Raw genomic sequence first — 26831 nt, forward strand, 5'->3', positions numbered from 1 at the left:
TCAAACTGTAGGCGTCAGCCGATAGCTTAGAAATATGCGGTTATTGCACACATCGGACTGGCATCTGGGCCGGTCGTTCCACGGGGTTGGAATGCTGGACGCCCAGCGGTCCTTCGTCGACCAGCTCGTCACCGCTGTCTCCGAGCACCAGGTTGACGTCGTCCTGATTGCCGGTGACGTCTACGACCGCGCACTGCCGGGGGTGGACGTCGTCGGCCTGCTGGATGATGCCCTGGTCCGGCTGACCGCAGCCGGGGCGAAGGTGATGCTGACCAGCGGCAACCACGACTCCGCTATCAGGCTGGGCTTTGCGTCCCGCCTGCTCGAACGTGGCGGCGTGCATCTCCGGACCCGGCTGGCCGACCTGGACCAGCCACTGCTCCTGCCGCTTGGAGACAGGCCGCATGGAGAGTGCCAGGATTCGGATTCCGTGCTTGCCATCTACGGCATCCCTTGGCTGGAACCCCGCCTCGTCGCGGAGCAGCTGGGCGTTGAAACGGCCAGCCATTTTGAGGTGACTCGGGCGGCCACCAGCCTGATCCGTCAGGATCTGGAGCGCCGAAGAGCAGGCAGGACCGTCCACTCGGTGGTGCTGGCGCATACATTCGCGAGCGGAGGCATCAGCTCGGACAGTGAGCGGGACCTCAGCATCGGGGGAGTAGGCGCAGTCCCGCTGGACCTTTTTGACGGCTTCAGCTACACAGCCCTGGGCCATCTTCATGGCAGGCAGTCACTTTCCCCGCAGGTACGGTACTCGGGTTCTCCCCTGGCCTACTCCTTCTCAGAGGCCGCTCACATCAAGGGCAGCTGGCTCATCGACGTCGGACCTGAGGGGGTAACGGGCATTTCTGAACTTGACTGGAAAGCACCCCGGCAGCTGGCAGTGCTGCGCGGAGAACTTTCCGAACTTCTGGAATCCCTGGACCACGGCTGGGCGGTGGAAGCCTACTGCCAGATCACCCTGACCGATGTGCAAAGGCCGGCCCGGGCCATGGAGCGGCTGCGCGCCCGCTTCCCGGATACGCTGGTCCTCGGGTTCGATCCGCAGGGTGCTTCGGCCAAAGCTATTTCGAGCTACAGCAGCAGGCTGGCCGAAGCCCAGGACGATCTCTCCGTCTGCTGCGGCTTTCTCGAACACGTCCGCGGGCGGGAAGCCGACGACGCCGAGCGCGCAGCCCTCGCCTCAGCACTGGAAAACGTCCGTCTCCAGGAGGCTTCGCAATGAGGATCCACCGCCTGAAGATTTCGGCATTCGGGCCCTTTGCCGGCTCCGAGGAGGTCGACTTCGACCGGCTCAGCAGTCACGGGCTCTTTCTCCTTAACGGCCCCACAGGTGCTGGCAAGACCAGCGTACTGGACGCGATTTGCTTTGCCCTCTACGGGTCAGTACCCGGCGCACGCCAGGATGCCAAGCGCCTTCGGAGCGACCACGCGGAGCCAGCCATGGAACCGGCTGTCAGCTGCGAATTCTCCGCCCAGGGGCGGCACTTCGAGGTAACGAGGTCTCCTGCCTGGGACAAGCCAAGCGCCCGCGGCAGGAACGGCTTCACCACCCAGCAGGCCAAGACCCTTCTCCGGGAACGGGTCGGGGGTGCCTGGACAGAGAAGTCGGGCCGCAATGACGAGGCCGGTGCGGAAATAACCGGACTCCTGGGTATGGACCGGGAACAATTCACCCGAGTGGTGATGCTGCCCCAGGGTGACTTCGCAGCCTTCCTCCGCTCCAAGGCGGCTGACCGGCTGGAGCTGCTGCAGAAACTCTTCGGGACCCGGCGGTTTGAAGCCGTGGAACAGGAACTGACGCTACGGGCGCAGGCTGCCAGGAACGATGTGGCGCGCCTGAACGGTGAGCTGGACCTGCTGGCGGCGAGGGCCGAATCCGAGGCGTCCGCCCTTGGCCTCGATGACTCCGCCGGTCCGTCATTGGAGGACGTTCCGGCCAGGATGGGCTGGCTGCAGGCTGCCGTCGGGGAACGGTCCATCGAGCTGGCGGCGGCGGCAGAGGAGGCAGAAGCCCTGAGCCGGCTGCGGGCAGGCAAGCTGGAGAGCGAGCTCTCGCGCATGGACCGGCAGCGAAGACTTGCCGCCGCCATTGCCCGTCAAACTGCGGCTGAAGCAGCATTGCCTGTCCTTGAAGCCCGGGCCATCCGTCTCGAACAGCACCGCCGGGCTGAAGTCCTCAGCGGCCAGCTTCGTGCCGTCGACAACAGCGAGGCCCAGCTGCGCCATGCGGCCGGAGCCATGGAATCGGCGCTGACGCTGCTGCGGATGGCCGCGGGGGAGGATCCCGAGCTGGCGCAGCTGGACCTCGCTACGCTGGATGCCAAAACGTCCGGAACCATGCCCAATGCCATGGTCGCGGAACTCAACCGGCTTCGTTCCCTGCTGGCCGTTGTAGAGGCCAGGCTGCCGGATGAGGAGCGGCTCCGCTCCCTTGCTGCCAGGAGCGCAGCTCTGGAGAAGAAGCAGGAGGAAGTTGCAGCGGCTGAAATCAAACTCAGTGAGCAGCTCGTGACTCTCCGGGCCGAACATGCAGCCTTGTCCGGTGGCCTTGCACCGCTTGAGGAGCTGGCTTCCGCGGCCGTCCTTCGTGCGAAGGAAGCCACGGCGGCGGAGGAATTGCTTGACGTTGTCCGCCGCTTCCGCTCGGCCCTCGCAGCAGAGGACCTGGCAAAGGAGCGGCACGGCGCGTCCCGGGAGGTACATCTTGAGGCGAAGAAGCGCTGGCTTGACCGCCGGGAAGAAAGACTTGCCAATGCCGCCGCCGAACTGGCCAGTCAGTTGGAAGACGGGGCAGCCTGTCCTGTCTGCGGCAGCGCGGATCATCCGGCGCTGGCGGAGGGAGCCTCCTCCGCCCTTGGTCTCGGCCAGGCCGAGGAGACTGCCCGCACGGCTTTTGAGACCGCCGAGGCCCAGCTCGGACTGGCCAGCAAACAGCTGACTGATGCCAGCCAGCAGGTGGCAGTTCTCGCCGGCCAGGGCGGGGACACCCCGGAAGAAGAAGCCCTCCGGATCGCGTCGGTTTCCCGCGGCGCCGCGGAAGGCTCACAGCAGGCAGCGGTGGAACTCGCGGAACTGCGGCAGCGCCTGGAATCCGTGGAGGCGAGGATTGAAGCCGCCGAGGCTTCCAGGAGCAGCGCCCGGACAGAACACGCCCAGGTAACCTCTGCCCGGTCGGAGGTACTGGACCAGCGGGGCTCCCTTGACGAAGCACTGACCGAGCTCCGCGCCGGTCATCGCAGCCTCACGCACCGCCTGCGTTCCCTGCAGGAAGCTGCCGGCACGCTCGAGAAGGCCGTGGAGTCTCAGGCCCAACTGGTGAAGGCCAAAACCCGGGCTGCCGAGGCACATGAGCAGCTGGAGCTAGCCTTGCCGGACGCCGGATTCAGCACGGCCGAAGATGCCAGGGCACAGCTGCTGGACAAGAACGAGGCAGCGTCACTGCAAGAGGAGGTGCGGGCCGGCCACGATGAACAGGCCCGGATTGCCGAGCTCTTTGCCTCCGATGACTTGGTGCTGGCCCTGAAGGAGCAGGAGGAAAACCTGGTAGGGGACGAATCCGGGCTGGATGAACTGCGCGCGAACGCGGCGCAGGCGCGGCAGGAGGCCCGCGATGCCGGCCTTGCCGCAGGATTGGCCTCACGGTGTCTGCAATCGCTCACCGCCATCAGCCGCGACTATGAGGAGCTGGCCAGCTCCGGCCGCGCTCCCATGGAACGTGCGCAGCTGCTTACGGCCTTGGCAGATGCGGCAGCAGGCCGCGGAGAAAACTCCTACCGCATGAGCCTGAACAGCTACGTCCTGGCGGCGCGGCTCGAGCAGGTGGCGCTGGCAGCCTCCGAACGCCTCGTGGCCATGAGCGACGGCCGCTACCTGCTGCAGCACAGCGACGCCAAGGCAGCCCGGGGCGCAAAATCCGGGCTGGGCCTGGAAGTTGTGGACCAGTGGACAGGACATCGCAGGGATACCTCAACCCTGTCCGGCGGGGAGTCCTTCATGGCGTCCCTTTCCCTGGCGCTGGGCCTCGCCGACGTCGTCCAACAGGAATCGGGGGGTATCCAGATCGATACCCTGTTCGTGGACGAGGGGTTCGGCAGCCTGGACGAGCAGTCCCTGGAACAGGTGATGGACGCCCTGGAAGGCCTCCGTGATGGCGGCCGGGTTGTGGGCCTCGTGAGCCATGTGGGGGAGATGAAACAGCGCATCGGCACCCAGTTGCAGGTGGTCAAGGGCCGCAACGGGTCCACGCTTCACATCTCCGACGCTGCGGACCGTATGCCCTGACATGTCTACGTCGACATCGCCGAAATTAAGGGATTCGACGATCACGCTTGGATGATCTGGCGCCTAGGCGAAGCATACTTGGAGGATCTCCGCCGGCCACCTTCTTGGACAAATCCGCTGGTGAGGCCCGTGCACGCGTAGAGCCAGTCTTTGTGTCTATGGGGAGGATCGTTGGTTGCCGCGCTCGCGGTCAGGTTTTCCAGGAATCCGGGTCTTGTGCAACGCAGGCAGCGGACTCGTGGAAGGAATGCCTGGAATACCTCCTAGCAGGAAAGCCGGGTCAGACGACATGTTAGCGAGGCTTGAGCTAGGACCCCCGTTTTAGCCCTTGGCTCAAGGACGCGATACCAAGTGCCATCTGGAGCAGAACTCTCAAAATGCACCAAGAAAAGACGAAGCACCAAAGTGTGTTTACAGCGAGAAAAATGACAACCTGCACGGGCGTTGTTGGGTCGTCAGACCCGACCCTGCCCAGCGTTAATATGACAAGTCCGAGGAGGGGCATAGCCAGCAAGAGCGCCCAGAAAGTGATCGTATAGTCTCTGGACAACATTGCTGCCGACAAGAGAACCAACGAGGACGCAGCATATGACCACGCCAATAGGACCACAAGTTTTCCGAGACCCGTTTTCTGTTCAGGGGAGACGCCGCTCAATTCACCACGCTGCTCTCTTCCATCAGGCCTTTAGCGAGAAACAAGGGGTTAATGCCATCCTGCAGATGTGCTTCGTTTCTCGCACGAGTAGGAATCCCAGCACTTCGAGCTGACGCAATTGTACAGATCGATGCCGCGATGTGTGTGTGGAGCGCGATGGCCATGAATCTAGTAATCCTGCGCCGAGGAATCCCTTGACGCCGGCGTGCTTGTGTAGAAGCACCGTGACCGTTCCCAAATAATCAATTCTGTGGCCGCTTGAAGTCGAGATACTCTCCCGAGTCAGGATCTTGGTTGATGATCACAAACGCCGCTGGATGGCATCATCCCACTTAGTGGTCCATGTGCCGGCAATGTGATCTAAAGAGGAAAAAGGGCCGTTTCTGAATAAGACAATGGCGCCGGGGTTCAAGACCTGTTAGTAGAGCATTCTCCGAAAACCTTGTTGTTGGGTTTGACCCGTGCAAGAGTGAGCAAGGTCTCTCTTCTGGCCACCTCAGCGCGAATCAGCGTTTACTCAATCAAGGATGGCCATGAACCCGATAGAACGCCAAATAGGCATAGTATTCGTTCCGGTTAGTGACCTTCAGAAATCCCGCGACTGGTATTGCGATCTGCTGGGGGTTCCTGCCGATGGGGACATCCTGCAGGACCACCTGTACGTCCTGCCTATGCAAGGGCCGTCACTCATTCTCGACAGCAAGATCTTTTCCGAGGATGCAGTTTTCCAAGTTCCCGCCGTCGCACTCACCACTGCGAACGTCCACGCGGCGCACAAGTACCTAAAAAGTAAGAGTACTGAGGTGATGGACATTCAGTTCGACAAATGGTTCAACTTCAAAGACCCTGACGGAAACTTGCTGATGATTTGCCAATAGATCGACTCCGAAATGCGCCACGCTGATTACCCAAACCAGTTCGACCGGGTCACCTTAACACCTCAGCAAACACCCACCGGCGAAACACATTGGACATTTCTAAAGTCGAACTCCCAGAGACACACTGACCCAAAAAGGGTCGTTTGTAAGCATTTGAGTTTATGCCCACGGCGCTCGTCGGGTAGCTACAACTGTTGGCGGCGGCGTTTCCCGGCCCACCAATTCGTGACTAGGAGGTCGCTGAGGTCAAATCGACCCTCGGGCAGCGCGGCCCGGATGCGCTCGTCGTCAAACTGGAGAGTCGGGCGGATTCTGTCGGGGAGTTCGGCTGCGCATGGTGCGGGCTCGCTAACACTTTCGGCAAGCATCCGCGCCTGTGCCTTCGCTACCAGCGGCACGACCATTGTCCACTCGGTTAGCTGCGCGAGGCGCGGATGGCCCAGACCGGGAAACGGACGAAGACAGACCGCCGCCCGGCGACACGGGCGATCCGGCGAACAGCGGCGCCGAATTGTCTGCCCCGAGCAGATTGTGCTACGCGAAGTCCGGAAGCACAGCGCTGGCCGGACAGCGGATACAGAAGTTTGACCGCCATCACTGCAATCCTCAGGTGAGACTGTCGTCCGCGGCGGTACCGCGGCGAGGTGCGGATATAATCGGATAGTTACCGGGTTGCGCGCATCGGGAGGAGGGACGATGCGCAGAACTGAACGAGCCCGGAACCTTGAACCCTTCAACCCTCCCGCCCCACAGCCTGCCAGCACCCCTCCGTGATCAGGACGCCCCCGCCACCCGGACCACCGGCCGGTTTGCGCGGCTCCCCGTCCTCGCTGGCCGCAGCTTCATTCCACTGGGCCTGCTTGCGCGCCTCCCGCTTGCGATGCTCACCGTCGGTGCTCTGACCCTTGTGACGTCCGCCACCGGGTCCTATGCCGTGGGCGGTACAGCCGCCGGCGCGGTGGGAATCGGATCCGCCCTCGGCGCGCCCGTGCTCGGTTCGCTCGCAGACCGCCGGGGCCAACGTCCGGTCCTGCTCGCAGCAGCGGTGCTGAATGCGGCCGCTGTTGTGACCCTTATTGCAGCTGCCTCCGTCATGCCGGCGGCCGACGGCTTCCCGGCGGCGGTGCTTGCCGCTGCGTTCGCTGCGGGAGCAAGCTGCCCCCAGGTGGGACCGCTGGCACGCGTGCGCTGGATGGCACTTACTTCCCGAGGCGGGCCGGGCAGCACCCAAGACTTGGACACGGCCCTGTCATACGAGAGCACGGCTGATGAAATCACTTTTGTCCTGGGCCCTGCCCTGGTGGGAATCCTCGCCAGCCTTGTGGCTCCATGGCTGCCGCTAGCCCTGGCTGCCGCACTGACCGTCACGTTGGTCCCAGCTTTCGCCGTCCATCGCACCCACGCCGCCGTGGCCCCTGACAAAGCGGTCTCCCCGAACAAAGCGGACGCAGCCGTAGCCCGGCCGCGGACCGCGGGCAGCCCGGCTCCGAGAATCCCCGCAGCCGCCGTCCTGCCGGTCCTGGCCATGGTCTGCATGGGCACCTTTTTTGGTTCAACTCAGACAGCTCTCAGCTCCTTTTCCGCCAGTATTGCCACGTCCGAGCTAGCGGGTCTGCTGTACGCCGTGATGGGGCTGAGTTCGGCTGCGGCCGCGCTGTCAGTGGCCTACTGGCCGCCCGGTCTGACAGCTTCCGCCCGATGGGTGATCAGCGCAGCCCTGATGGCCGTCCTGGCCTTTCTCCTGCTGATACCAGTGACAGCCGGAGGCATGGTGGCTGTGCTACTCATCCTGGGACTTCCCGTGGGGCCGGTGATGGTCACGGTCTTTGCTACCGGCGGGCTCGTGGCACCGCCGGGACGCCTCGGAACTGTGATGACCGCGCTTGCCAGCGGAATCGTTGCCGGGACGGCTGTGGGGTCCTCGGTGGCCGGCCAGCTCGCGCAGGTCCACGGCTACTCAGCCGCTTTTCTCGTCCCTGCCGGGGCTGCGACGGGCCTGTTCCTGCTCGGCGCTGCCTCCGCCGTCGTACTCCGCGGCCGGCGGGCATAAGGAATCCGGGCAGAGCGGATCCCGGACAGTCACGCCAGCTGGCGTTCGATCCGGGCGGCACTTTCAGCGAGGGCCATTCCCACAGTGGCAGGGTCATGAGCAGAGCGGATATAGACAACGGCGAGCGCAGCCGGCCGTCCGCCAGGAATCCGGACCGGAGCAGCGAGCGATGAAACCCCGGCGATGACTTCATCATGGCTGGAGGAGTAGCCGGCCTTGCGGGCTTCAGCGGCTTCGGGCCTGTAGGCGATCCCGGTGCCCAGCTGGTTCCATTCGGCTTCGGTCAGCGCAGACTGGATGGCGATACCCGGTGCGCCTGCATTGATGGGGTGCCTGGTGCCTGGATGCTGGGCCACGGTGGCCCCGGAATGCCGTGGTTCCACCGTCACCAGCGTGATGCAATCCTGATGGTCCCACACCGTCACGAAGGCCGTCATGCCCAGGGTGTTGGCCAGCTGCGTGAGCTCGGGCAGGGCAGCCGTCTGCAGATTCCGGGAAACACCGCGAGCCAGCACTGCGAGCCCGGGTCCCGGCTGCACGCGGCCGGCATCGTCGCGTACCAGGAGCGAATGGTCCTCCAGCGTGCGCAGGATCCGATAGGCCACGGAGCGGTGCACGCCCATGGCGTCAGCGAGCTCTGCGATGGTTAGCGGGCTCTGGGCGGCAGCCATGATCTCCAGTGCGCGGATTCCCCTCGACAGGGTCTGCGACGGTGAGGCCTGGGCTTGCGCTGCTCCTGCAGGTGCGGAGGCTATGGGGTTCATGGAGTCCATCCTAGGCGGGCGGCGGGAGGCTGGCCGCCGGGTATTGTGCTGCGTCTCACCTTCAGGTAGCGTCCTATATACGAATTGAAAGTTCAAATATAGAACTAGTTTCAACTATAGAACTGACTTTTGCGGCAGTCCATTCGATGGCACATCGCGATCTCTGTATGAGGATCAATGATGATTTCGAAGTCCCGGAACCCGGCGGAGCATCCCGCTGCCGGCCGGACACCGGACGCACGGTCCCACCACCACTTCCGCGGCAGCCTGGGCCGGTTTGCCACGGGGGTTGCCATCGTGACGTTCGATGGTGCAACCAAGCGCCACGGGATCACGGTGAACTCCTTCACTTCGGTGTCCATGGAGCCGCCGCTGGTCCTCGTCAGCATCGCACGCAGCTCCAAGGCCCACGATGAGCTGGCCGGCCGGCCCTTCACCGTCAACATCCTGGGCGCCGAGCAACGTCAGCTGGCCATGTTATTCGCCGGCAGGCCGGGCCCCGACCCGGTGTGGGTGGAAGGGCGGATGGCCCCGCGGCTCTCCGGCGTGCTGGCCTACTTCGAGTGCAGGCCGTGGGCGGCTTACGACGGAGGCGACCACACCCTGTACGTGGGAGAGGTGGCTGACTTCGACTACCGCAGCGGCGATGCGCTGGCCTTCGCCAACGGCAGCTTCACTACCCTCCCGGAGAGCCAGCTCGGCATGGAAGACCTCCTCTGAGGCCCGGAGGCAACCGTAAGAAACCCCTAACGGCTCAACGACGACTGGAGAAACACGATGGGCATCCGAACCGGCCAGCAGTACCTGGACAAACTCAATTCCATGAAGCCCCATGTCATGATCGACGGCGGCCTGGTCACTGACAACATCGCCGATCATCCGTCCTTTGCGAAGGTGGCCCGCACCTACGCCAGGCTCTTTGACATGCAGCACGATCCCGTCCATCAGGAGGCGTTGACATACACCTCGCCCACTACCGGTGACCTGGTGAACGCATCCTTCCTCGTGCCCAGGAGCGTGGAGGATCTGCAACGCCGCCGTCGAGCTATTTCAACCTGGGCTGAATACTCCAACGGATTCCTGGGCCGCACGGGGGATTACATGAACTCCGCCCTAACGGCCCTTGGCGCCGCCGAAAAGTGGTTTTCCCAGGCCGACCCGAAATTCGGCGAAAACATCCGGAACTACTACGAATGGGCCCGCGAAAACGATACTTTGGCGACGCATACCCTCATCCCGCCCCAGGTCAACCGCTCGGTCTCGGGATCTGAGCAGCTTGGCGGACAGCTTACGGCACGCATTGTGGAGGAGCGTGAGGACGGCATTGTGATCAGCGGCGCCCGCATGCTGGCAACCATCGCACCGATCGCCGACGAGCTGCTGGTGTTCCCCTCCACCGTGCTGCGCGGGACCCCGGAGGATGGCCCATACTCCTATGCGGTCGCCATTCCGAACGATGCTCCGGGCCTGCGCTACCTGTGCCGGACCTCGCTGTACAACGGGGGCAGCACGCACGATGAACCACTGGCATCCCGCTATGAGGAAATGGATGCGGTGGCCGTTTTCGACAACGTGTTTGTTCCCAGCGACCGGATCTTCATGCTTGGCAACCCGCAACTCTGCAACGCGTTCTATACCGAGACAGGTGCAGGCGCGCTCATGACCCATCAGGTGGTCACCCGGACCATCGCGAAGAGCGAGTTTTTCCTGGGCCTGGCTTCCGAGCTGGCGGATTCCATCGGCATCGACGGTTTCCAGCACATCCAGGAGGATATCGCCGAACTGATTGTCGACGTCGAAATCGGAAAGGCCCTGGTGCGGGCTTCGGAGGCGGACGCCGAGCTGAATGAGGCCGGAGTGATGCTGCCTAGGTGGTCCACGCTGAATGCCGCACGGAACTGGTATCCGAAGATCGCGCAGCGGTTCCCGCAGATTATCCGGAAGTTTTCGGCGTCGGGCCTGATGGCACTCCCTGGTGAAGCCGACGTCAACAGCGAGGCCAGGGCCGATATTGACATGTACCTGCAGGGCAAGACCCTTACCGGACCGGAGCGGGTGCGCCTGTTCAAGCTGGCCTTTGACGCCTCCATATCGGGGTTTTCGGGCCGCCAATCCCTCTACGAGTACTTCTTCTTCGGAGACCCTGTCCGGATGGCGGGGGCGATGGTCAACAGCTACGACCGCGAGCCAGTCCGTGCGAGGATCCGCGAATTCCTTGCCCGCGAGGACTGAAGGCCATAGTATTTGTTACTAACTGACCGTTCGATCAGTAAATCACGCTACCAAAACACCTTCGGTACGAACAGTGCCCCCAGCCATGGAGTTCCAATGACCGCAACTTCCTCCGTTGATTCTGAAACGGGCCCCAGCAGCAAACATGAGGAACGCAAGGTCCTCGCCGGGACTCTGGTCGGCACCACCATCGAGTGGTACGACTTCTTCATCTTTGCGCAGCTGACGGGCACGCTGCTGTCACCCTTGTTCCTTACCCCGCTGCAGCAGTCCAATCCCGGCCTGGCGCAAATCCTCTCCTTCGCGCTCATCGGCATCAGCTTCCTTTTCCGTCCGCTTGGAGCCGTCGTTGCCGGCCACCTGGGAGACAAGCTGGGACGCAAGGCGATGCTGGTGTTCACGCTCGTAACGATGGGCGCCGCCACGGCCCTCATCGGCATCCTGCCCACCTACAGTCAGATCGGCGTCCTCGCTCCGGTCCTGCTGATTGCCCTTCGTGTCGTCCAGGGTTTCTCGGCCGGCGGCGAATGGGGCGGTGCTGCCCTGATGGCCGTCGAACATGCACCCATGAGCAAGCGCGGAATCTTCGGGGCCTACCCGCAGATCGGCGTTCCCATCGGAATGATCCTGGCCACCGGCCTGCTGTTCTTCCTTAACAGCGGCATGTCCAAAGAGGACTTTGCCGCCTGGGGCTGGCGTGTTCCGTTCCTGCTGTCCATCGTGCTGATCGTGGTGGGTTACCTCATTCGCCGTGCTGTGGCCGAGAGCCCGGTCTTCAGGGAGATGGCGGCCCGCAAAGCCGAGAGCAGGGCACCACTGGGCGAGCTGATCCGCCATCACAAGACGCCGGTGCTCCACTCGACCATGATCTTCATCGCCAATAATGCTGCCGGCTACCTCCTGATTGCCTTCTTCATTTCCTACGCCACCCGGGCCCTGCAGATGCCCGTGCCACAGGTTCTGCTCGCCACGACGCTCGCGTCCTTCGGCTGGCTGGTCTTCACCCTCGTCGGGGGCTGGCTTTCGGACCGCATTGGACGCGTCAAGACCTTCCTTACCGGCTACGCCATCATCTTCGCGTGGATGATCCCGATGTTCGCCCTCATCGACACCAAGAACATCCTGCTCTATGGACTGGCGCTGTTCGTGCTGACAATCGGCCTGGGATTGTCGTACGGCCCCATGTCCGCCATGTACGCAGAGATGTTCCCGGCTAATGTCCGGTACTCAGGCATCTCGATCGGCTACGCGTTCGGTGCCATCCTGGGCGGTGCTTTCGCTGCCAGCATTGCTGAGTGGCTGCTGCAGGCCACGAAATGGACGGGATCTATCGGCATCTACATCATGATCCTCTGCGTTATCTCCTCGGTCGGCGTTCTGCTGGCAAAGGAGACCAAGGGAAAGCTGCTGGGAGTCAGCAGGCACTAGGCGGGCAGCAATAGTGAACGCCGGCGGGCACGGGGAAGTCTTGTCGGTTCCCGCCGTCTTCGCCCCGTGAACCAGGTCCGGGGGTGCCTACTGGCGCAGCAGGCTGATGGCTTCCTCGTCAGTCAGCTGCTCGAAGTGGCGGTAAAAGCTGCCCACGGCGCGGAACTTCCCGGGCAGATGGAGGCACAGGACCGCGTCGCAGATCTGTGATACTGACGCTTCTGCCTCCACGGAACCCACCGGGGCAGCGGCCACGACCTGCGCCGCCCCTGCCGCACGGACGGCTTCGGCCGCCGCTCTCATGGTGGCTCCGGTTGCCAGTCCGTCGTCAAGCAACAGGACAGTCCTGCCCCTGAGGTCGTGATCCGTCCCCGGATAGCGTTCAACGCGACGGAGAAGTTCGGCGCGCTCCCGCTCCTCCACCTGGTCAAGCCACTCCTGCCGCACACCGTGCTCCAGGATCCGGTTGATCAGCGGCCTGTTGAGCAGCCGCACCACGCGGCCCTGGGACCAGGCAAGGGCGCCGTAAGCAGTCTCATCATGGCCGGGAATTCCCAGTTTGCGAACCAGAACGGCTCCCAGCGGTAAGTAGAGCGCTTTTGCCGCGGCTGCCGCGACAGGAATACCGCCACGGACAAGTCCGAGGACGATGGCGTCGGGACGCTCGCGGAACTGCGTCAGCACTGCGGCGAGGCGCTCGCCAGCATCAGTGCGGTCTTCAAAACGCGTGTTCATTGGTCCCTCTCCGGCTTTCCGCCCACTCCAGCCTACCTTCAGGAGCGGTGCCGCCGGGAGCCGGAAGCCGGAGCCGGAAGTCAGAACAGGGCTGCTGTGACGGCGCTGGTGATGTCGTGGATCACGGCAGTCCGTTGGGGATCATCGCTCAGGTCCTGGCCCTTGGTGTAGATCACCAGCACATAGCTGGCGCCTCCTTTGGTGAGGATGGCGGCGTCGTGCAGTTCGTCGTCGAGCAGGCCGTATTTGTGGTAGACCGTCACGTCGGCCGGGACGGCGGCGGGGATAAGGTCCTCGTCGTTGGTGTTCTGCATGTAGGACAGCAGCTGCGCGGTGTCTGCCGGGTCCAGGAGCTTTCCCGTGTACAGCTGTGCCAGGATGTGGGCCATGTCTGCCGTGGAGAGGGTGTTAATCTCCGGGTCATAGGACACGCCGATTGATGAAGCGTAGGAACTGAGGCGGGGATGGCCTACCGCATCCATGAGCAGGCTCCATGAATCGTTATCGCTGTCCTGGACCATCTCCTTGATCTGGTAGCCCGCCGTATAGTTGCCCAGCGGGTCGTCGAGGGACACTGTGCCTGTCTCCACCAGGTGGTAGTAGGCAGCAGCTGTCAGGATCTTTGCCGTACTGGCTGCCTCGAATGGTTCCTCGACTCCGTACCGGTTGAGGGCGCCATTGCCCAGGTCAATGAGGGCCACCCCCACCTGGTACTGGCTGTTGGCGCTGATGATGCCGGCAACCGTGGCACCAAGCTGACCTCCGATTGCCGAATTAGCCGCCTGGGCAGGGGCGCCGGCTGAGCCGGCCGACGACGGCGCCGGAGCCGCGGCAGGGGCCGCGCTGGCAGCGGCGGGAGCCGCGCTGGGCGGGGCAGGAGCCGCCGGTGCCGGCGAGGCAGCGGACAGGGCCGCCGTGGACGGCGGCGGGGGCGCCGTCCGCGACGGCGGGGCCTGGACCATGGCGTAAACGGTACCCGCCAGGACCGCCGCAACAAGTCCGGCCAGGACTCTCCGGAGACGGAGGCGGCGTTGGGATTGATCGTGCATGAGCTGATCAAACCAACGCAGGCTATGCGGCAGCTATGAAACTCCTGACAGCAGTTCCCTAGCTGCCCATGAATCTCCTGTCAGGGTCAGACGGCGAGGAAGTTGATGGCACCCTGCTTGAAAAGCCTGCTGGTGATGGCGTTGGTGTGGTTGCGGCCGGGCAGCACCAGCTGTTCAGCCATTGACCCTGCCTTGATGCCCAGCTCGGCAAGCTGCGGCATGGTGGCGGCACGGTCATCATTTTCCCCCGCCACGAGGAGCATGGGCATGTGCGGGACAGCTTCCGCGGGATCGTACGGCTCGGCCTTGATGGCCTCGATGAGGGAAAGCAGGGCGAAGATATTGTTGCTCGGCAGCAGCATGGCCATCTTGAGCAGGCCGGCGGTGGATTCGTCCGCAATGGGCGTCCCGTCGGCGAGGTAATTCTGCGCCGCCACCAGGTCGAAAGCGGCGAGCGGATCCGCAATGTTCGGGCCGCCAAGGACCAGCCTGTGCACAATCTCGGGCTGGGTCGCCCCGAACTCCCAGCCGAGCCGGGAACCCAGGGAGTACCCGACAATATCGAGCCCGCTGGAAGGATCACCTTCCTGCACAGGCCGCACGCCGGCGTCGAACGCTATTTGGAGAAGGTCCGCGCGGATCCGGCTGGGGGAGTAGGAATCCCGGTCCTCCGGGGCGCCGCTGCGGCCATGGCCGGGCAGATCGACAGTGATGACCCGGCGGCCGGCGTCAAGCAGGGCGGCCAGCCAGCCGGTGTCCTCCCAGTTGAGTTTGCTGGACGACGAGAATCCGTGAAGCAGCAGGACTGGCCTGAAGCCGATGTCAGACTCCGGATCGTGTACTTCCACATACAGCTGCGGATCGGTTCCCTCCACGGTATGGGAATGCTGCCCGCCGGTGTGCCTGCCGCTCATGGTGTCAGTCCTCATCAAGTACGGCGCCCAGGCGGACCCGGCGCTTCGGTGCCTCATCCCTCGGACCGTGCCTCAGTCCCGGCTGTTTCATCCGGCACCTCGAACACGAGCAGGGGCTCGCCGACGCTGATCCTGTCGCCGGGCCCGCTGAAGGTAGGCACCACTTTACCTGCCTGCGGGCTGCGGGGTTCAACAGTGAACGCCCTCGCCAAGGTCCGGCAACGGAAAGGAGATCCCGGCCACGGGTCGAAACATTTTGATTCCGGCGTCCGCAGTCGTAGAATCAGTTTTGGTCAACATGACTATAACTAGACCGTATGGGTTCGGAGGGAGGTCGGCGGCATGTACACCAGTTCAGCAAACGTGGCCGAACGCCAGACGGCGCCTCCCTCACTTGCTATTTCGACGGTCATCTTTGCCCTTCGTCCCAGCGAAACCTCAGGCCGGCCCACGCTCTGGATGCCTTTGGTCCGGCGCATCCGCGAGCCCTTCAAAGGCCTTTGGGCGCTCCCGGGAGGACCGCTTTCGCACACCGAGTCCCTGCAGGATGCGGCGTCGCGGAACCTGCGGGAGACCACGGGACTGGCCCCCAGCTACCTTGAGCAGCTTTACGCCTTTGGCGGACTGCACCGCTCGCCCAGCCAGCGGGTTGTCTCGATTGTCTACTGGGCGCTCGTCCAGCCCACCGAGGCTGCGCTCGCCGACGAATCGGAGAACGTCAAGTGGTTCCGGGCGGACCGCCTCGGTGAACTCGCCTTTGACCACAACGCCATTGTTGATTACGCCCTCTGGCGCCTGCGCAACAAGCTGGCCTACGGCTCCGTGGCGTACCACCTGCTCGGCGAATATTTCACCCTGGCCCAGGTCCGCGAAGTCTATGAGGCCGTGCTGGACCGCCAACTGGACCCCGCCAACTTCCGCCGCCAGATCATGTCCACGCCGGAGATCCAAGAGACCGGCGAGTACCTCCAGGGCGGCAAACACCGTCCCCCACGCCTCTACCGCTTCACCGGCCGCCCCGGCCTCGACCCAGATAACAGGAGCACACCATGAGCAGCGTCAACACAGCAATCCAGCTGATCACGCGCGAGCAGGCCGAAAAGGGCGCCCAGGCCGCAGGCACCAGGGCGGGCAGCACCTGCAGCCCGGCACTGGCCAAGGGCCCGTGGGATTACGACCTGGCCGAGGCACTCGCGGGCGTACCTGCCTACGGCCCGGGGGCGTCCAGTGCGGACGTAGCCCCGGCCGCCACACCCCGTCAGGGCCAGTTGCCGGAAGAATACAAGCTGGCCAGCGACGCCGAACTGGATGTGCGGATCCGCACAGCGAAAGCCGTCCTGGGTGACCGTGCCGTGATCCTTGGGCATTTCTATCAGCGCGATGAAGTGATCAAGTACGCCGACTTTGTGGGCGACTCGTTCCAGCTTGCCAATGCAGCGCTCACCAAACCCGACGCTGAAGCCATCATTTTCTGCGGCGTGCACTTCATGGCCGAAACAGCTGACATCCTCTCGACGCCGGAGCAGGCGGTCATCCTGCCCAACCTGGCAGCAGGCTGCTCCATGGCCGACATGGCAGACACCGACTCGGTGGAGGAGTGCTGGGAACAGCTGGAGGAAATCTTCGGGACAGAGCCCGACGCCGACGGCCGGGTCCCGGTGATTCCCGTCACCTACATGAATTCCTCCGCAGCCCTGAAGGCTTTCTGCGGCGAACACGGAGGCATCGTCTGCACCTCCTCGAACGCCAAAACCGTCCTGGAATGGGCATTTGAGCGCGGGCAGCGTGTCCTGTTCTTCCCGGACCAGCACCTGGGCCGCAACACCGCCAAGGCCATGGGCGTGCCGCTGGAACAGATGCCCATGTGGAACCCGCGGAAAGAACTGGGAGGCAATGCCGAACAGGACCTGGTCGATTCACGCGTGATCCTCTGGCACGGCTTCTGCTCGGTGCACAAGCGCTTCAACGTGGCCCAGATCGACAAAGCCCGCGCCGACTTCCCCGGAGTCCAGGTCATCGTCCACCCGGAGTGCCCCATGGAAGTGGTGGACGCCGCGGATTCCGCCGGATCGACCGACTTCATCAAGAAGGCCATCGCCGCCGCAACCGAGCCCACCACCTTCGCCATCGGCACGGAAATCAACATGGTGAACCGGCTGGCGGCCGAATACCCCCAGCACACCATCTTCTGCCTGGACCCTGTCATCTGCCCCTGCTCCACGATGTACAGGATCCACCCGGGCTACCTTGCCTGGGTCCTCGAAGAACTGGTCGCAGGCCGCATCGTCAACCGGATCACCGTCGCGGACGCCGTGCAGGCGAACGCCAGGACAGCACTCGAGCGCATGCTCGCCGCCAGGCCGTCATGACCCGGAACCAGGTAGGGCGGCACCTGGAGGGCAGGCGCCTCGTCGTCGTCGGCAGCGGCATCGCAGGGCTGTATGCCGCGCTCCTGGCATCCGACGCTGGCGTTGATGCGGTGCTGCTGACCAAGGGTGCCCTGTCCGAGAGCAACACCTTCTACGCCCAGGGCGGCATTTCCGCGGTCCTGGACCATCCGGCACCCGGAGACACCGTGGCGGCCCACATCGCCGACACCCTCAAGGCAGGGGCCGGCCACTGCAATGAGGAAGCCGTACGTGTTCTCTGCACGGAAGCGCGCCACGACATCGCCGGGCTCCGGCGCTACGGCGTTCATTTCGATATAGACCACGACGGCGTCCCCTCCCTGGGACTCGAGGCAGCCCATTCGGCCCCGCGCATCCTGCACGCCGGCGGCGACGCCACCGGTGCCGGAGTGGCAAATGCGCTGATCCGCGCCGTACTGGCAAAGCAGGCGGATGGAAGCATCCGGCTGATCGGGGATGCCCGGGCCACAGCCCTGGTCCTGTCCGGGGGAAGCGTGACAGGTGTCGAGTTCCTGCGTGGCGGCCGGAGCGACAGCGTGGCCGGCGACGCCGTGCTGCTGGCCACCGGCGGTGCCGGGCAGCTCTTTGCCCAGACCACCAACCCCGCCGTGGCTACGGCAGACGGGCTCGCCCTCGCCTGGCGTGCCGGGGCAGCCGTGGCCGACCTGGAATTCTTCCAGTTCCATCCCACCTGCCTCGTCCCCCTCGGAGGGCCGGCAGGCCAGGCGGCGGAACGCGATCCGCTCCTCATCTCCGAGGCAGTGCGCGGTGAAGGTGCTGTGCTGCTCGATGCCCGCGGCCGGCGCTTCATGCCCGAATACCATCCGGACGCCGAGCTCGCCCCCCGCGACGTGGTATCGCGCAGCATCGCCCTCCACCTCGCCAAACTGGCAGACCCCAACGGCCACGTGTACCTCGATGCACGGTTGGTCGAGGCCGCGAAAGGCCCGGGATTCCTCGAAACGCGCTTCCCCACACTTAGCCGGCGCACCCGCCAAGCAGGGTACGACTGGACCCGCGACCTGGTGCCCGTTGCTCCTGCCGCCCACTACTGGATGGGCGGCGTTGTCACCGACCTCCACGCGCGGACCAGCGTGCCCGGACTCCTCGCTGCCGGCGAAGTTGCCTGCACCGGGGTTCAGGGCGCCAACCGGCTCGCGAGCAATTCGCTCCTCGAAGGTCTCGTCTTCGGCCGGCGCGCCGTTGAGGGGTTCCTTACTGACGGGTCCCTTTGGGGGTCGCCTGACGGCACTCCTCCGCGTGCTAGCTCGGCCGCTGGCGGCCTCCCTTTGACGCACGCTTCCGGAGCACCGTCAGGCGACGATGGCGAGCTCGGCTGGAGTGCCACCACAGACGCGCCGACCGGGGGAGAGACCCGGTTCTCGTTGGCTCCGAATTCGCTGGAGCAATTCTCACGGGATGCGCTGCGCAGGTTGATGACTGCTAAGGCCGGGGTTTTGCGGAATGGGGTGCTTTTGCGGGAGGCGGAGGCTGCACTGGAGGCGTGGGCCGCCGTCGTCCTTCCTGAAAATGTTCCCGACACGGACAACGCCAGGGCACACGAGGACGTGAACCTGCTGCTGGCCGCGCAGCTGCTGGTCCGCGCCGCGCTGGAGCGCCGGGAATCCCTGGGCGCCCACTACCGAAGTGACAGCCTTGCCGATGCCGAAGCGGGCCACGACGACCTTGAAGAGACCTACCGTATGCGCCCGAAAGCGAGCCTCGTTCATGACTAAAGCCACTGAAGCCACCAGGATTGGGCTGTCCCTCCCGTCGGCGCCCGTCCGGGAGATCCTGGAACGGGCATACGCCGAGGACGCCCCCGCCGGCGACATCACGTCCCAGCTGCTGATTCCGGCCGAAGCCCGGGCCACGGCTGTGCTGAACGCCCGCGTTCCCGGTGTCTTCAGCGGCGCAACCGTCTTCCGCGACGCCATGCTGCTCATCGATCCGGACACGGAAGTGGAACTGCTGCTGGCAGACGGTGAGGCGTTCGACGCCGGCACCCGCCTTGCGCGGGTAACGGGCAGAGCGCGCTCGGTGCTGCTGGCGGAACGCGTCGCACTGAACCTGGTGCAGCGGATGTCTGCGATCGCCACGAAAACCGCGGAATTCGTCAAGCTGACCGAGGGCACTTCCGCGCGGATCACGGACACACGCAAGACGACGCCCGGCCTGCGCGTCCTGGAACGGTTCGCGGTCCGATGCGGTGGCGGGGCCAACCATCGGTACAGCCTGTCCGACGCCGTCCTGGCCAAAGACAACCACCTCGCCGTCATGACCGGCGGGGATCCCGCCCGGCTCACGGACCTGCTGGCGGCGGCGAAAGCGCAGCTGGGCCACACCACCCACTTCGAAGTGGAGGTGGACAGCATGGAGCAGATTGAACCGGTGCTGGCGGCCGGCGTGGACACCATCATGCTGGACAACTTCACGCTCGACGAGCTCAAAGCAGGCGTTGCGCAAGTTGGGGGCCGTGCCCGCGTGGAGGCCAGCGGCAACGTGAACCTGCAGACCGTGTCCGGGATCGCCGCCACCGGTGTGGACGTCATCTCCGTCGGCGGGCTGACGCACAGCGTGGCCGCTCTTGACCTGGGCCTTGATGTCGAGCTGACCGTGGATTGAGGACGCCGTGATCTTCCTTGACGCAGCAGCCACCACCCCCGTACGGCGCGAGGTGCTGGATGCAATGTGGCCCTACCTAACCGGCGAGTTCGGCAACCCGTCCAGCCATCATTCGCTTGGCGAAGCCGCCGCGGATGCGCTTGCCCGGGCACGGGCCGCTGTGGCGGGGGTGCTCGGCTGCAGGCCAGGCGAGGTGACGTTTACGTCGGGTGGCACAGAGGCGGACAACCTGGCTGTCAAAGGAATTGCCCTGGCACGGCAGGCCGCCGATCCGACGTTGAACAGGGTGGTGATCAGCTCCGTCGAACATCCTGCCGTGGAGGAATCGGCCCGGTACCTGGAGCGGTTCCACGGTTTCGCCGTTGACGTTATTGGAGTCGATGCGACCGGGCTCGTGACACCCGAGGCGCTCGCTGCAGCGCTCCGCCCGGAAACCGCCCTGGTCAGCGTGATGTACGCCAACAACGAAGTGGGGACTGTCCAGCCGATCGCCCGGCTGGCTTCCCTTGCCCGTTCGCGAGGCATTCCTTTTCACACCGACGCGGTCCAGGCCGCCGGCTGGCTGCCCCTGGACGTCAAAGCGCTGGGAGTGGACGCCCTGAGCATTTCCGGCCACAAGCTCGGCGCGCCCAAGGGGTGCGGCGTTCTCTACATTCGGGGACGCACCCGGATTGAGCCGCTGGTCCACGGCGGCGGCCAGGAGCGGGGACGCCGCTCCGGTACGGAGAACGTGGCTGGCGCTGTTGGCCTCGCCAGCGCCCTCACCCTGGCCTCGGGCCGGCAGATGCAGGTGGCCGAACACGTGGCCGCCCTGCGTGATGCGTTTATCGACGCGGTGCTCGCCGGCGTTCCGGGTGCTGTCCTGACTGGCCACCCAAGCGAACGGCTGCCCTCAGTGGCATCATTCTGCTTCCCGGGAACCAGCGGGGAGTCTGTGCTCCTGGAGCTGGAGCGCCAAGGCATTGTCTGCTCGAGCGGTTCGGCCTGCGCCGCCGGTTCCGATGCGCCGTCGCCCGTCCTCACGGCCCTGGGCATAGCGGCCGAGGTGGCGCAGACAGCCGTGAGGTTCAGTTTCGACTCCGGCGTCAGCTCCCAGGACCTGGACACCGCGGCCCTGGCCGTCCGGGACGCCGTCGCAAGCGTCAGGACACTGGGGCGCGCCTGACAGCACGCGGCATTGTTTGAGCGGCGGGCATCGGTTCAGCGGTGGCGGGCGCGGCGGAAAATCCAATGCCGCAACATGCTGAAGCGCACAACAGTGGCCAGGAATCCGGACAGCGTGGTGGTCAGGAGTTCATCGGAAACGGTGGCCTCAGGACGCAGCCAGTGCAGGACGCCCAGGCTGCCGCCGGTGAGGACCAGGGCGACGCCGATGACCAGGAGCCCGTTCAGGTGGTCGCTGGCCCTCCGGCCCTGCCCGGAAATCTTGAAGGTGAACCTGCGGTTCAGGGCGGTATTCATCAGGGACGTGAGGACGAGGGCGGAAGCGTTCGCGAGTTGGGGTCCCAGCCACGGACGCAGCAAGGCGTACAGCGCAAGGGATGTGGCCGTACAGACAATGCCCACTCCGGTAAAGCGGACGAGTTGGCGGACCACCGGAAAGCGGAGGATTCCCCGGTAACGCCTCGTCGTCGGTGCCCTGCGCCCGGCCTCGCCGGGCAGGGGCTGCGGGAGCCGCCGGGCCTGTTCGGTCAGCTGGCTGGCGGGCGCGGCGGGGGATTCCATGGGGTCAAGCCTGACACATCGGGCCGTGAACCCTTCAGACTGCAGCCTCCACAGGGTTGGAAAGCTCACCGATTCCCTGCACGCAGCAGGTCACCGTGTCACCGGGAACGATAGGAGCGGATTCGGCGGGGAACCCTGTCAGGACCAGGTCGCCGGGGTGCAGGGTCATGAAGGATGTCAGGTAGACCAGGATCTCGTCCACCTTCCAGCCGAGGTCAGCGGTGCTTGCCGCATTCAGCCCGTTGCCGTTGTGGACAATGCTGATCGCAAGGTCCGCCTCGTCAAGGCTGGTGACGATCCATGGTCCGGCCGGCGTGAAAGTGTCCTGGCTTTTGGCGCTGATCCACAGTTCGTCCGCCTTCTGCAGGTCACGAGATGTCACGTCGTTGCTGATGGTGAACCCCAGGATGGCACTGCGGGCATTCGCAAGGGTCAGCCCCTTGGCCCTGACGCCGACCACGATGGCCAGCTCCGCTTCGGGATCCACATGGCCTGCCCCCGACGGAAGCTCAATGGCATCCCCGGGTCCGATCACGCTGGTGGCCGCCTTATGGAAGGCCTGCGGCCGGAGGTCTCGGCCTGCCTGTCCGGTATTGTGCGCCATCCCCAGCACGTTGGCGGGAACGCTGGGGGCAAGAAAGGCGAACGACTCCTGCAGGACCGAATCTCCCGATTCCCACCCGGGGCGCGGCGCGCTTCCGGCGTTCGAAGGGGAGCCGGGGAACGGCGTGTCCACCACTGTCCAGACAGTGCCGGGCCCGCTGGTGAAGTCCGCTGCATCATTGGCGACAAAGAACTGCTCTCCCGGCGGTGCCGGCGGCAGCGGACGGACCCGGGCGACGCGGAGCGGGCCGGACATCAGTAGCGTTCGCCCACCGGGATGTCCACGGCGAGCCGGTTGGACGGTCCGGCGAGCGGGCAGCTCCAGGCCTCGTTGTAGGCGCAGGACGGGTTGTAGGCAAAGTTGAAATCGAGGACGAATTCCGCGCCCGGGCCTGAACCGCGGACGCCGTGGAAGGCGCCCTTGATGGTGTCCAGCAAGTACCGGCCGGCGCCGTAGCTGCCGCCGGGCTGGCCTGCGGTGGCATCCCGGAACGGAACGAAAATCCCGCCGCCGTAACCGTGCAGCCTCCACACCGCCAACTGGCCCATCTCGGGGAGGTCGAAGGTGCCGAGGCGGACGAAACGGACTACGCCGTCGGTGGCTGTTTCCACGTTCAGCTCCCGGCCGGCGCCCTCCTTGGTCAGGGGCACATGGAAACGGTAGATGGGATCATAGTCCGCGGTCTTCAGCCCTGAGAAGCGGGCTTTATCCTGCTGCGTCAGCGCGGACGCCGGGTGGGTAGCGAACATCCGGTCGCGTTCCTGCCGCCAATAAGTATGTGCTTCTGCCGGACTTTCCACGGCAATCCTGCGCACGGTGTCATACATGGCAAAGGTCCGCAGCCGCCAGTCTGCAATGTCGAGGGCGGAGATGTCCGCGAGGCTGTCTTCGGCCGTACTGTACTGCTCATCCGCCATAGTCCCCAGCCTAGTCCCCTCAACGCCCGCTCACGGTCCGGCCGCGACACACGCGGGCGCTGCCCCTTAACAGCCGTTTGCTCCATGGATGTACTGCTGTCCACGGTTAGGCTGGCTCCATGACTGGGAAGCCAAGTGCTGGCAAGGCAACGGTAGGCAAAGCGCCGGCAGGCAAAGTGCTGGCTGGCAAGGCAACATCGTTCGGGCTACGGCTCACTGGTTTGCTGATGGTGGCCGGGCTGGCTGCCGGGTGCAGCAACCAGGGCAGCGCCGGGCCTTCCTGGACGCCGCAGCCTGACACATCCAGTTCCGCCGACTCAACAGGCACGCCTGGCTCCGGGGCTTCGAACGCGGCTTCGGGGGCAGCAACAGGGAGCCCGACGACGGGTGGACCCACGACGGCGCCCGGGTCGCCCGAGCCGGGGGCGACGGCAGCGGTCTGGAAGACCTTCTCGGATCCGGGCAAAACGGTCAGCTTCGAGTTGCCGCAGGAGTGGATCGCCCAATCGGTCACCCCTGAGGAAGGGACAATGGCCGGGGCGTTGAAGATCGAGGTGAAGAAGCAGGACGGTACGTTTGTCGCGGTCCTGCGGACAGGACTGCCGCCGTCCGCATCCGAATGTGCCGATGCGGCGCGCCGTCCCTACACGGTTGTCGGCAGCGTGCCCGTGGAACTTCCGGCCCTGGCGGGGGAGGACACCATAGCCCCGCATGTCGTGTTCCGGGTGATTCAGGGCTACCGGTACTTCGGCTCGTATGGCATCACCAACGTCGTCGGCGGAGCCGGCGGCCAGGCCTGCCAGTTACTCAACATTGTCCGCGGCCCGGCAGGTAAGGGCGACTATTCCTTCGGTGATGTGGGAGTGCTCAAGGCATACGCCCCGGATGAAAAGGTGGCTCCGGCCAAGGCCTATGACACACTGGACCAGGCGGCAAAGTACGTCGCACAGGACAGTGAATTCGCCAATGTCCAGCGAATGCTAATGTCTCTGAAGATCAAGAATTAGTCCCGCTGCCGGCACCGCCAACACGCGCTCCATCGTGCCGACGTCGTCATGCCGGCCGGGCGTGGACTGTTCCGCCTCAACTCACCCCCGGAGAGACATGGAACGCACCGTTGCCGCCCGCCTGGTTTTCAGGACGGTGGCCGACACCAAGGCAGCCCTGGCTATAGCGGTTGCCAGGAATCCCGGCTACACCTCGTTCGATGAATCGCTGTCCGTCACTGTCGGGGGGGAGCCAGTCCGGCTGACGGAACTCCCTGAGCATCACGGCGGACGGCTCCACTATATGGAGTTCGCCGATCCCTCGGAGGTCACCGTTGAGTATTCCGCGACCGTGACAGGGCAGGCCCTCCCCGAGGAGGCATCACTGGCGGAGCTCATCCGCTACGTCCGGCCCAGCCGCTACGCCGAATCGGACCGGCTCCTGCCCACCTCCTACGCGGAATTCGGCGGGCTGCATGCTGAGGAGCTGCTCCACGCCGTGCGGAAGTGGGTCCATGGCGAGCTGCGTTACATCAGCGGTTCGTCGCGGGGAACAGACGGGGCAGTGGAGACACTCCTGAACCGCCGCGGCGTGTGCCGCGATTTTGCGCACCTCGCGATCGCCCTGCTGCGGTCCAAGGACATCCCGGCCCGCCTTGCCGCAGTCTATGCACCCGGACTGAGCCCCATGGATTTCCACGCGGTGGCCGAGGCGCACGTGAACGGGGCCTGGCACGTCATCGACCCCACTGGCATGGCGCCGCGCGAATCAATGTTGAGGATTACGGCCGGCCGGGATTCCTCGGACACTGCCTTCCTGTCAACGGTAGGCGGAAGCCTCACCCTGAACCGGATGCAGATCACCGCTGTCGTGAACGGCACCCTGCCCACCGAAGACCCGGCCAGGCTGGTTGCGCTGAGCTAGCCGCTGCCGTTAGCAGAGTGCTGCCTATTTCGCCGCCGGTGGGGCGGCCGCCTGCCGGGAGCCCACGGAATTCCGGAGCTTCTCGGTCAGCCGCTTGAGTTCCCTCTGCTCGGCGGCAGTCAGTGCGGGTCCCATGAGCCCGGAGATGTCCCGGACATGCTCCCTGCCGATGTCCTTCTGGAGTTCCACGCCTTCCTCCGTCAGTTTCAGCAGCACGCCGCGGCCGTCGTCCGGGGCGGGCATCCGCGCGACGAGGCCGCGCTTCTCCAGCCTCTCGACCAGCCTGGAAAGGCTCGACTGGCTCAGCAGGACATGGTCGTTCAGCTCGTTCAGCCGCAGCCAGCCGGACGGACAGCGGGAGAGGGTGAACAGGACGTCGTACTCGTTGAGAGCCAGTTTCCGGAAGGCAGGTGCGGCCTGGAGCTTCCTCATCACTGCCACCTGTGCCCGGAACAGCGACTCCCAGGTCTCTGCGGCAAGCCGCACGGGCGATTCGGATCGGGTGGTGTTCATCACGCCTCCGAGGCTGCTGTTTCCGCCGGGGCGGCCTCGCCGCCCTGCTCAGCTACCAGGGCTGCAACGCGGCCGGCATGGGTCGGCGGATCGGGAACGTGGGCCGGCTTGAGGGCCTCGTACTCCTTGCGGAGGACCGGGAGGACCTCCTCGCCGAACAGGTCAAGCTGTTCCAGCACCGTCTTGAGGGGCAGTCCTGCGTGGTCGATCAGGAACAGCTGGCGCTGGTAGTCGCCGAAGTACTCGCGGAACGTCAGGGTCTTTTCAATGACTTCCTGCGGGCTGCCCACAGTGAGCGGGGTCTGCGACGTGAAGTCCTCAAGGGACGGGCCGTGCCCGTAGACGGGAGCATTATCGAAGTACGGGCGGAATTCCTTGACCGCGTCCTGGGAGTTCTTCCGCATGAAGAACTGACCTCCAAGGCCGACGATCGCCTGGTCTGCCTTGCCGTGGCCGTAGTGCTCGTAGCGTTCGCGGTAGAGGCTGATCAGCTGCTGGTAGTGCTCCTTGGGCCAGAAGATGTTGTTCGCAAAGAAGCCGTCGCCGTAGTACGCGGCAACTTCCGCAATCTGCGGGGTGCGGATGGAGCCGTGCCACACGAAGGGGGCGACGCCGTCGAGCGGGCGCGGGGTCGAGGTGAAGTTCTGGAGCGGGGTGCGGAACTTGCCTGACCAGTTGACCGTGTCTTCGTCCCACAGCCGGCGGAGCAGGCTGTAGTTCTCGATGGCCAGTTCCACGCCGTCCTGGATGTTCTTGCCGAACCAGGGATACACCGGTGCCGTGTTGCCGCGGCCCAGGACCAGGTCCACGCGGCCATCGGCCAGGTGCTGGAGCATGGCGAAGTCCTCGGCGATCTTGACCGGGTCATTCGTGGTGATCAGGGTTGTGGCGGTGGAGAGGATAATCCGCTCTGTCTGCGCCGCGATGTAGGCCAGGGTGGTGGTGGGCGACGACGAGAAGAAGGGCCGGTTGTGGTGCTCGCCGATGGCGTAGACATCCATGCCGATTTCCTCGACCTTTTTGGCGATGGCCACCGAGGCTTTGATTCGCTCGTTCTCACTGGGCGTGCGGCCTGTGGTGGGGTCAGTGGTGATGTCGCTGACGCTGAATACGCCGATCTGCATGATGTGCCTTCCGTT

23 protein-coding genes are annotated in these 26831 nt (G+C 64.8%); 14 read left to right on the forward strand and 9 right to left on the reverse strand.

Annotation, left to right across the window (positions count from 1 at the left end):
• Positions 1-34: 34 nt before the first annotated feature.
• From QFZ40_RS06800 to QFZ40_RS06815, 4 genes are all read left to right on the forward strand, one after another.
• Positions 35-1225, forward strand: coding sequence for an exonuclease SbcCD subunit D (locus tag QFZ40_RS06800; RefSeq protein ID WP_306903544.1), 1191 nt, complete (start codon positions 35-37; stop codon positions 1223-1225).
• Positions 1222-4284, forward strand: a complete 3063-nt coding sequence (locus QFZ40_RS06805; RefSeq protein ID WP_306903545.1) for an AAA family ATPase — start codon at positions 1222-1224, stop codon at positions 4282-4284. The genes QFZ40_RS06800 and QFZ40_RS06805 overlap by 4 nt, the downstream gene beginning before the upstream one ends.
• 1188 nt (positions 4285-5472) lie before the next feature.
• The gene (locus QFZ40_RS06810; RefSeq protein WP_306903546.1) at positions 5473-5817 is read left to right on the forward strand and encodes a VOC family protein; all 345 of its coding nucleotides are present in this window, start codon (positions 5473-5475) and stop codon (positions 5815-5817) included.
• A 724-nt stretch (positions 5818-6541) separates the two neighbouring features.
• A complete protein-coding gene (locus QFZ40_RS06815; RefSeq protein ID WP_373427402.1) occupies positions 6542-7867 on the forward strand; it encodes an MFS transporter in 1326 nt (441 codons plus the stop codon).
• 29 nt (positions 7868-7896) lie between these two features.
• Here QFZ40_RS06815 and QFZ40_RS06820 read toward each other — a convergent pair whose 3' ends face one another.
• Positions 7897-8631 carry an IclR family transcriptional regulator gene (locus QFZ40_RS06820; RefSeq protein WP_306903547.1) on the reverse strand — a complete coding sequence of 245 codons (735 nt, stop codon included), beginning with the start codon at positions 8629-8631 and terminating at the stop codon, positions 7897-7899.
• Positions 8632-8808: 177 nt separating this feature from the next.
• On the opposite strand from QFZ40_RS06820, the gene QFZ40_RS06825 reads away from it, so the two are divergent.
• From QFZ40_RS06825 to QFZ40_RS06835, 3 genes are all read left to right on the forward strand, one after another.
• Positions 8809-9351 carry a flavin reductase family protein gene (locus tag QFZ40_RS06825; protein WP_373427403.1) on the forward strand — a complete coding sequence of 181 codons (543 nt, stop codon included), beginning with the start codon at positions 8809-8811 and terminating at the stop codon, positions 9349-9351.
• A gap of 57 nt (positions 9352-9408) precedes the next feature.
• Complete coding sequence (gene hpaB / locus QFZ40_RS06830) at positions 9409-10863, forward strand: 4-hydroxyphenylacetate 3-monooxygenase, oxygenase component (RefSeq protein ID WP_306903548.1); 1455 nt, start codon at positions 9409-9411, stop codon at positions 10861-10863.
• A 96-nt stretch (positions 10864-10959) separates the two neighbouring features.
• Positions 10960-12291, forward strand: coding sequence for an MFS transporter (locus tag QFZ40_RS06835; protein WP_306903549.1), 1332 nt, complete (start codon positions 10960-10962; stop codon positions 12289-12291).
• 87 nt (positions 12292-12378) lie between these two features.
• On the opposite strand, the gene QFZ40_RS06840 is transcribed toward QFZ40_RS06835, so the two are convergent.
• The 3 genes from QFZ40_RS06840 to QFZ40_RS06850 form a co-directional block, all read right to left on the reverse strand.
• Positions 12379-13026 (reverse strand): phosphoribosyltransferase, encoded by a 648-nt coding sequence (locus QFZ40_RS06840; RefSeq protein ID WP_306903550.1) that lies wholly within the window; start codon positions 13024-13026, stop codon positions 12379-12381.
• An 80-nt stretch (positions 13027-13106) separates the two neighbouring features.
• Positions 13107-14075 carry a serine hydrolase gene (locus tag QFZ40_RS06845; RefSeq protein ID WP_306903551.1) on the reverse strand — a complete coding sequence of 323 codons (969 nt, stop codon included), beginning with the start codon at positions 14073-14075 and terminating at the stop codon, positions 13107-13109.
• Positions 14076-14161: 86 nt separating this feature from the next.
• Positions 14162-14989, reverse strand: a complete 828-nt coding sequence (locus QFZ40_RS06850) for an alpha/beta fold hydrolase (protein WP_306903552.1) — start codon at positions 14987-14989, stop codon at positions 14162-14164.
• A gap of 342 nt (positions 14990-15331) precedes the next feature.
• Between QFZ40_RS06850 and QFZ40_RS06855 the strand changes: the two genes are divergently transcribed.
• The 5 genes from QFZ40_RS06855 to QFZ40_RS06875 are packed head-to-tail and all read left to right on the forward strand — an operon-like array spanning position 15332 to position 21187.
• On the forward strand, positions 15332-16042 hold the full coding sequence (locus QFZ40_RS06855; RefSeq protein WP_306903553.1) for an NUDIX hydrolase: 711 nt from the start codon (positions 15332-15334) through the stop codon (positions 16040-16042).
• Entirely contained in the window at positions 16039-17358 is a 1320-nt protein-coding gene (gene nadA, locus QFZ40_RS06860; RefSeq protein ID WP_306903554.1) for a quinolinate synthase NadA, read from the forward strand. The genes QFZ40_RS06855 and nadA overlap by 4 nt, the downstream gene beginning before the upstream one ends.
• On the forward strand, positions 17355-19133 hold the full coding sequence (locus tag QFZ40_RS06865; RefSeq protein ID WP_306903555.1) for an L-aspartate oxidase: 1779 nt from the start codon (positions 17355-17357) through the stop codon (positions 19131-19133). Before nadA ends, QFZ40_RS06865 begins: the two co-directional genes overlap by 4 nt.
• Complete coding sequence (gene nadC, locus QFZ40_RS06870) at positions 19126-20022, forward strand: carboxylating nicotinate-nucleotide diphosphorylase (protein WP_306903556.1); 897 nt, start codon at positions 19126-19128, stop codon at positions 20020-20022. The genes QFZ40_RS06865 and nadC overlap by 8 nt, the downstream gene beginning before the upstream one ends.
• A 7-nt stretch (positions 20023-20029) precedes the next feature.
• Positions 20030-21187, forward strand: coding sequence for a cysteine desulfurase family protein (locus QFZ40_RS06875; protein ID WP_306903557.1), 1158 nt, complete (start codon positions 20030-20032; stop codon positions 21185-21187).
• 35 nt (positions 21188-21222) lie between these two features.
• Here the strand turns inward: QFZ40_RS06875 and QFZ40_RS06880 are convergent, their stop codons facing one another.
• From QFZ40_RS06880 to QFZ40_RS06890, 3 genes are read right to left on the reverse strand one after another with little or no spacing between them, the layout of a single operon-like run.
• A complete protein-coding gene (locus tag QFZ40_RS06880; RefSeq protein ID WP_306903558.1) occupies positions 21223-21747 on the reverse strand; it encodes a GtrA family protein in 525 nt (174 codons plus the stop codon).
• Between the two features lie 34 nt (positions 21748-21781).
• Positions 21782-22606: a fumarylacetoacetate hydrolase family protein gene (locus QFZ40_RS06885; RefSeq protein ID WP_306903559.1), complete on the reverse strand. Its 825-nt coding sequence runs from the start codon at positions 22604-22606 to the stop codon at positions 21782-21784.
• Positions 22606-23268, reverse strand: coding sequence for a DUF1684 domain-containing protein (locus tag QFZ40_RS06890; protein ID WP_306903560.1), 663 nt, complete (start codon positions 23266-23268; stop codon positions 22606-22608). The genes QFZ40_RS06885 and QFZ40_RS06890 overlap by 1 nt, the downstream gene beginning before the upstream one ends.
• 119 nt (positions 23269-23387) lie before the next feature.
• On the opposite strand from QFZ40_RS06890, the gene QFZ40_RS06895 reads away from it, so the two are divergent.
• Both QFZ40_RS06895 and QFZ40_RS06900 read left to right on the forward strand, forming a co-directional pair.
• Entirely contained in the window at positions 23388-24275 is an 888-nt protein-coding gene (locus tag QFZ40_RS06895) for a hypothetical protein (protein WP_306903561.1), read from the forward strand.
• Positions 24276-24372: 97 nt separating this feature from the next.
• Positions 24373-25179, forward strand: a complete 807-nt coding sequence (locus QFZ40_RS06900) for a transglutaminase-like domain-containing protein (protein WP_306903562.1) — start codon at positions 24373-24375, stop codon at positions 25177-25179.
• Positions 25180-25203: 24 nt separating this feature from the next.
• On the opposite strand, the gene QFZ40_RS06905 is transcribed toward QFZ40_RS06900, so the two are convergent.
• Both QFZ40_RS06905 and QFZ40_RS06910 read right to left on the reverse strand, forming a co-directional pair.
• Positions 25204-25692 carry a MarR family winged helix-turn-helix transcriptional regulator gene (locus QFZ40_RS06905; RefSeq protein WP_306903563.1) on the reverse strand — a complete coding sequence of 163 codons (489 nt, stop codon included), beginning with the start codon at positions 25690-25692 and terminating at the stop codon, positions 25204-25206.
• Positions 25692-26816, reverse strand: coding sequence for an LLM class flavin-dependent oxidoreductase (locus QFZ40_RS06910; RefSeq protein ID WP_306903564.1), 1125 nt, complete (start codon positions 26814-26816; stop codon positions 25692-25694). The genes QFZ40_RS06905 and QFZ40_RS06910 overlap by 1 nt, the downstream gene beginning before the upstream one ends.
• Positions 26817-26831: the final 15 nt, after the last annotated feature.

Origin of the sequence: Arthrobacter pascens, assembly GCF_030816475.1 — a bacterium.
GTDB classification, from domain to species: domain Bacteria; phylum Actinomycetota; class Actinomycetes; order Actinomycetales; family Micrococcaceae; genus Arthrobacter; species Arthrobacter pascens_B.

Excerpts from the sequence above, each read along its gene's own strand:
- QFZ40_RS06800 (WP_306903544.1), top strand. The coding sequence starts at position 35 with ATGCGGTTATTGCACACATCGGACTGGCATCTGGGCCGGTCGTTCCAC.
- QFZ40_RS06805 (WP_306903545.1), top strand. The coding sequence starts at position 1,222 with ATGAGGATCCACCGCCTGAAGATTTCGGCATTCGGGCCCTTTGCCGGC.
- QFZ40_RS06810 (WP_306903546.1), top strand. The coding sequence starts at position 5,473 with ATGAACCCGATAGAACGCCAAATAGGCATAGTATTCGTTCCGGTTAGT.
- QFZ40_RS06820 (WP_306903547.1), bottom strand. The coding sequence starts at position 8,631 with ATGAACCCCATAGCCTCCGCACCTGCAGGAGCAGCGCAAGCCCAGGCC.
- QFZ40_RS06825 (WP_373427403.1), top strand. The coding sequence starts at position 8,809 with ATGATGATTTCGAAGTCCCGGAACCCGGCGGAGCATCCCGCTGCCGGC.
- hpaB (WP_306903548.1), top strand. The coding sequence starts at position 9,409 with ATGGGCATCCGAACCGGCCAGCAGTACCTGGACAAACTCAATTCCATG.
- QFZ40_RS06835 (WP_306903549.1), top strand. The coding sequence starts at position 10,960 with ATGACCGCAACTTCCTCCGTTGATTCTGAAACGGGCCCCAGCAGCAAA.
- QFZ40_RS06840 (WP_306903550.1), bottom strand. The coding sequence starts at position 13,026 with ATGAACACGCGTTTTGAAGACCGCACTGATGCTGGCGAGCGCCTCGCC.
- QFZ40_RS06845 (WP_306903551.1), bottom strand. The coding sequence starts at position 14,075 with ATGCACGATCAATCCCAACGCCGCCTCCGTCTCCGGAGAGTCCTGGCC.
- QFZ40_RS06850 (WP_306903552.1), bottom strand. The coding sequence starts at position 14,989 with ATGAGCGGCAGGCACACCGGCGGGCAGCATTCCCATACCGTGGAGGGA.
- QFZ40_RS06855 (WP_306903553.1), top strand. The coding sequence starts at position 15,332 with ATGTACACCAGTTCAGCAAACGTGGCCGAACGCCAGACGGCGCCTCCC.
- nadA (WP_306903554.1), top strand. The coding sequence starts at position 16,039 with ATGAGCAGCGTCAACACAGCAATCCAGCTGATCACGCGCGAGCAGGCC.
- QFZ40_RS06865 (WP_306903555.1), top strand. The coding sequence starts at position 17,355 with ATGACCCGGAACCAGGTAGGGCGGCACCTGGAGGGCAGGCGCCTCGTC.
- nadC (WP_306903556.1), top strand. The coding sequence starts at position 19,126 with ATGACTAAAGCCACTGAAGCCACCAGGATTGGGCTGTCCCTCCCGTCG.
- QFZ40_RS06880 (WP_306903558.1), bottom strand. The coding sequence starts at position 21,747 with ATGGAATCCCCCGCCGCGCCCGCCAGCCAGCTGACCGAACAGGCCCGG.
- QFZ40_RS06885 (WP_306903559.1), bottom strand. The coding sequence starts at position 22,606 with ATGTCCGGCCCGCTCCGCGTCGCCCGGGTCCGTCCGCTGCCGCCGGCA.
- QFZ40_RS06890 (WP_306903560.1), bottom strand. The coding sequence starts at position 23,268 with ATGGCGGATGAGCAGTACAGTACGGCCGAAGACAGCCTCGCGGACATC.
- QFZ40_RS06895 (WP_306903561.1), top strand. The coding sequence starts at position 23,388 with ATGACTGGGAAGCCAAGTGCTGGCAAGGCAACGGTAGGCAAAGCGCCG.
- QFZ40_RS06900 (WP_306903562.1), top strand. The coding sequence starts at position 24,373 with ATGGAACGCACCGTTGCCGCCCGCCTGGTTTTCAGGACGGTGGCCGAC.
- QFZ40_RS06905 (WP_306903563.1), bottom strand. The coding sequence starts at position 25,692 with ATGAACACCACCCGATCCGAATCGCCCGTGCGGCTTGCCGCAGAGACC.
- QFZ40_RS06910 (WP_306903564.1), bottom strand. The coding sequence starts at position 26,816 with ATGCAGATCGGCGTATTCAGCGTCAGCGACATCACCACTGACCCCACC.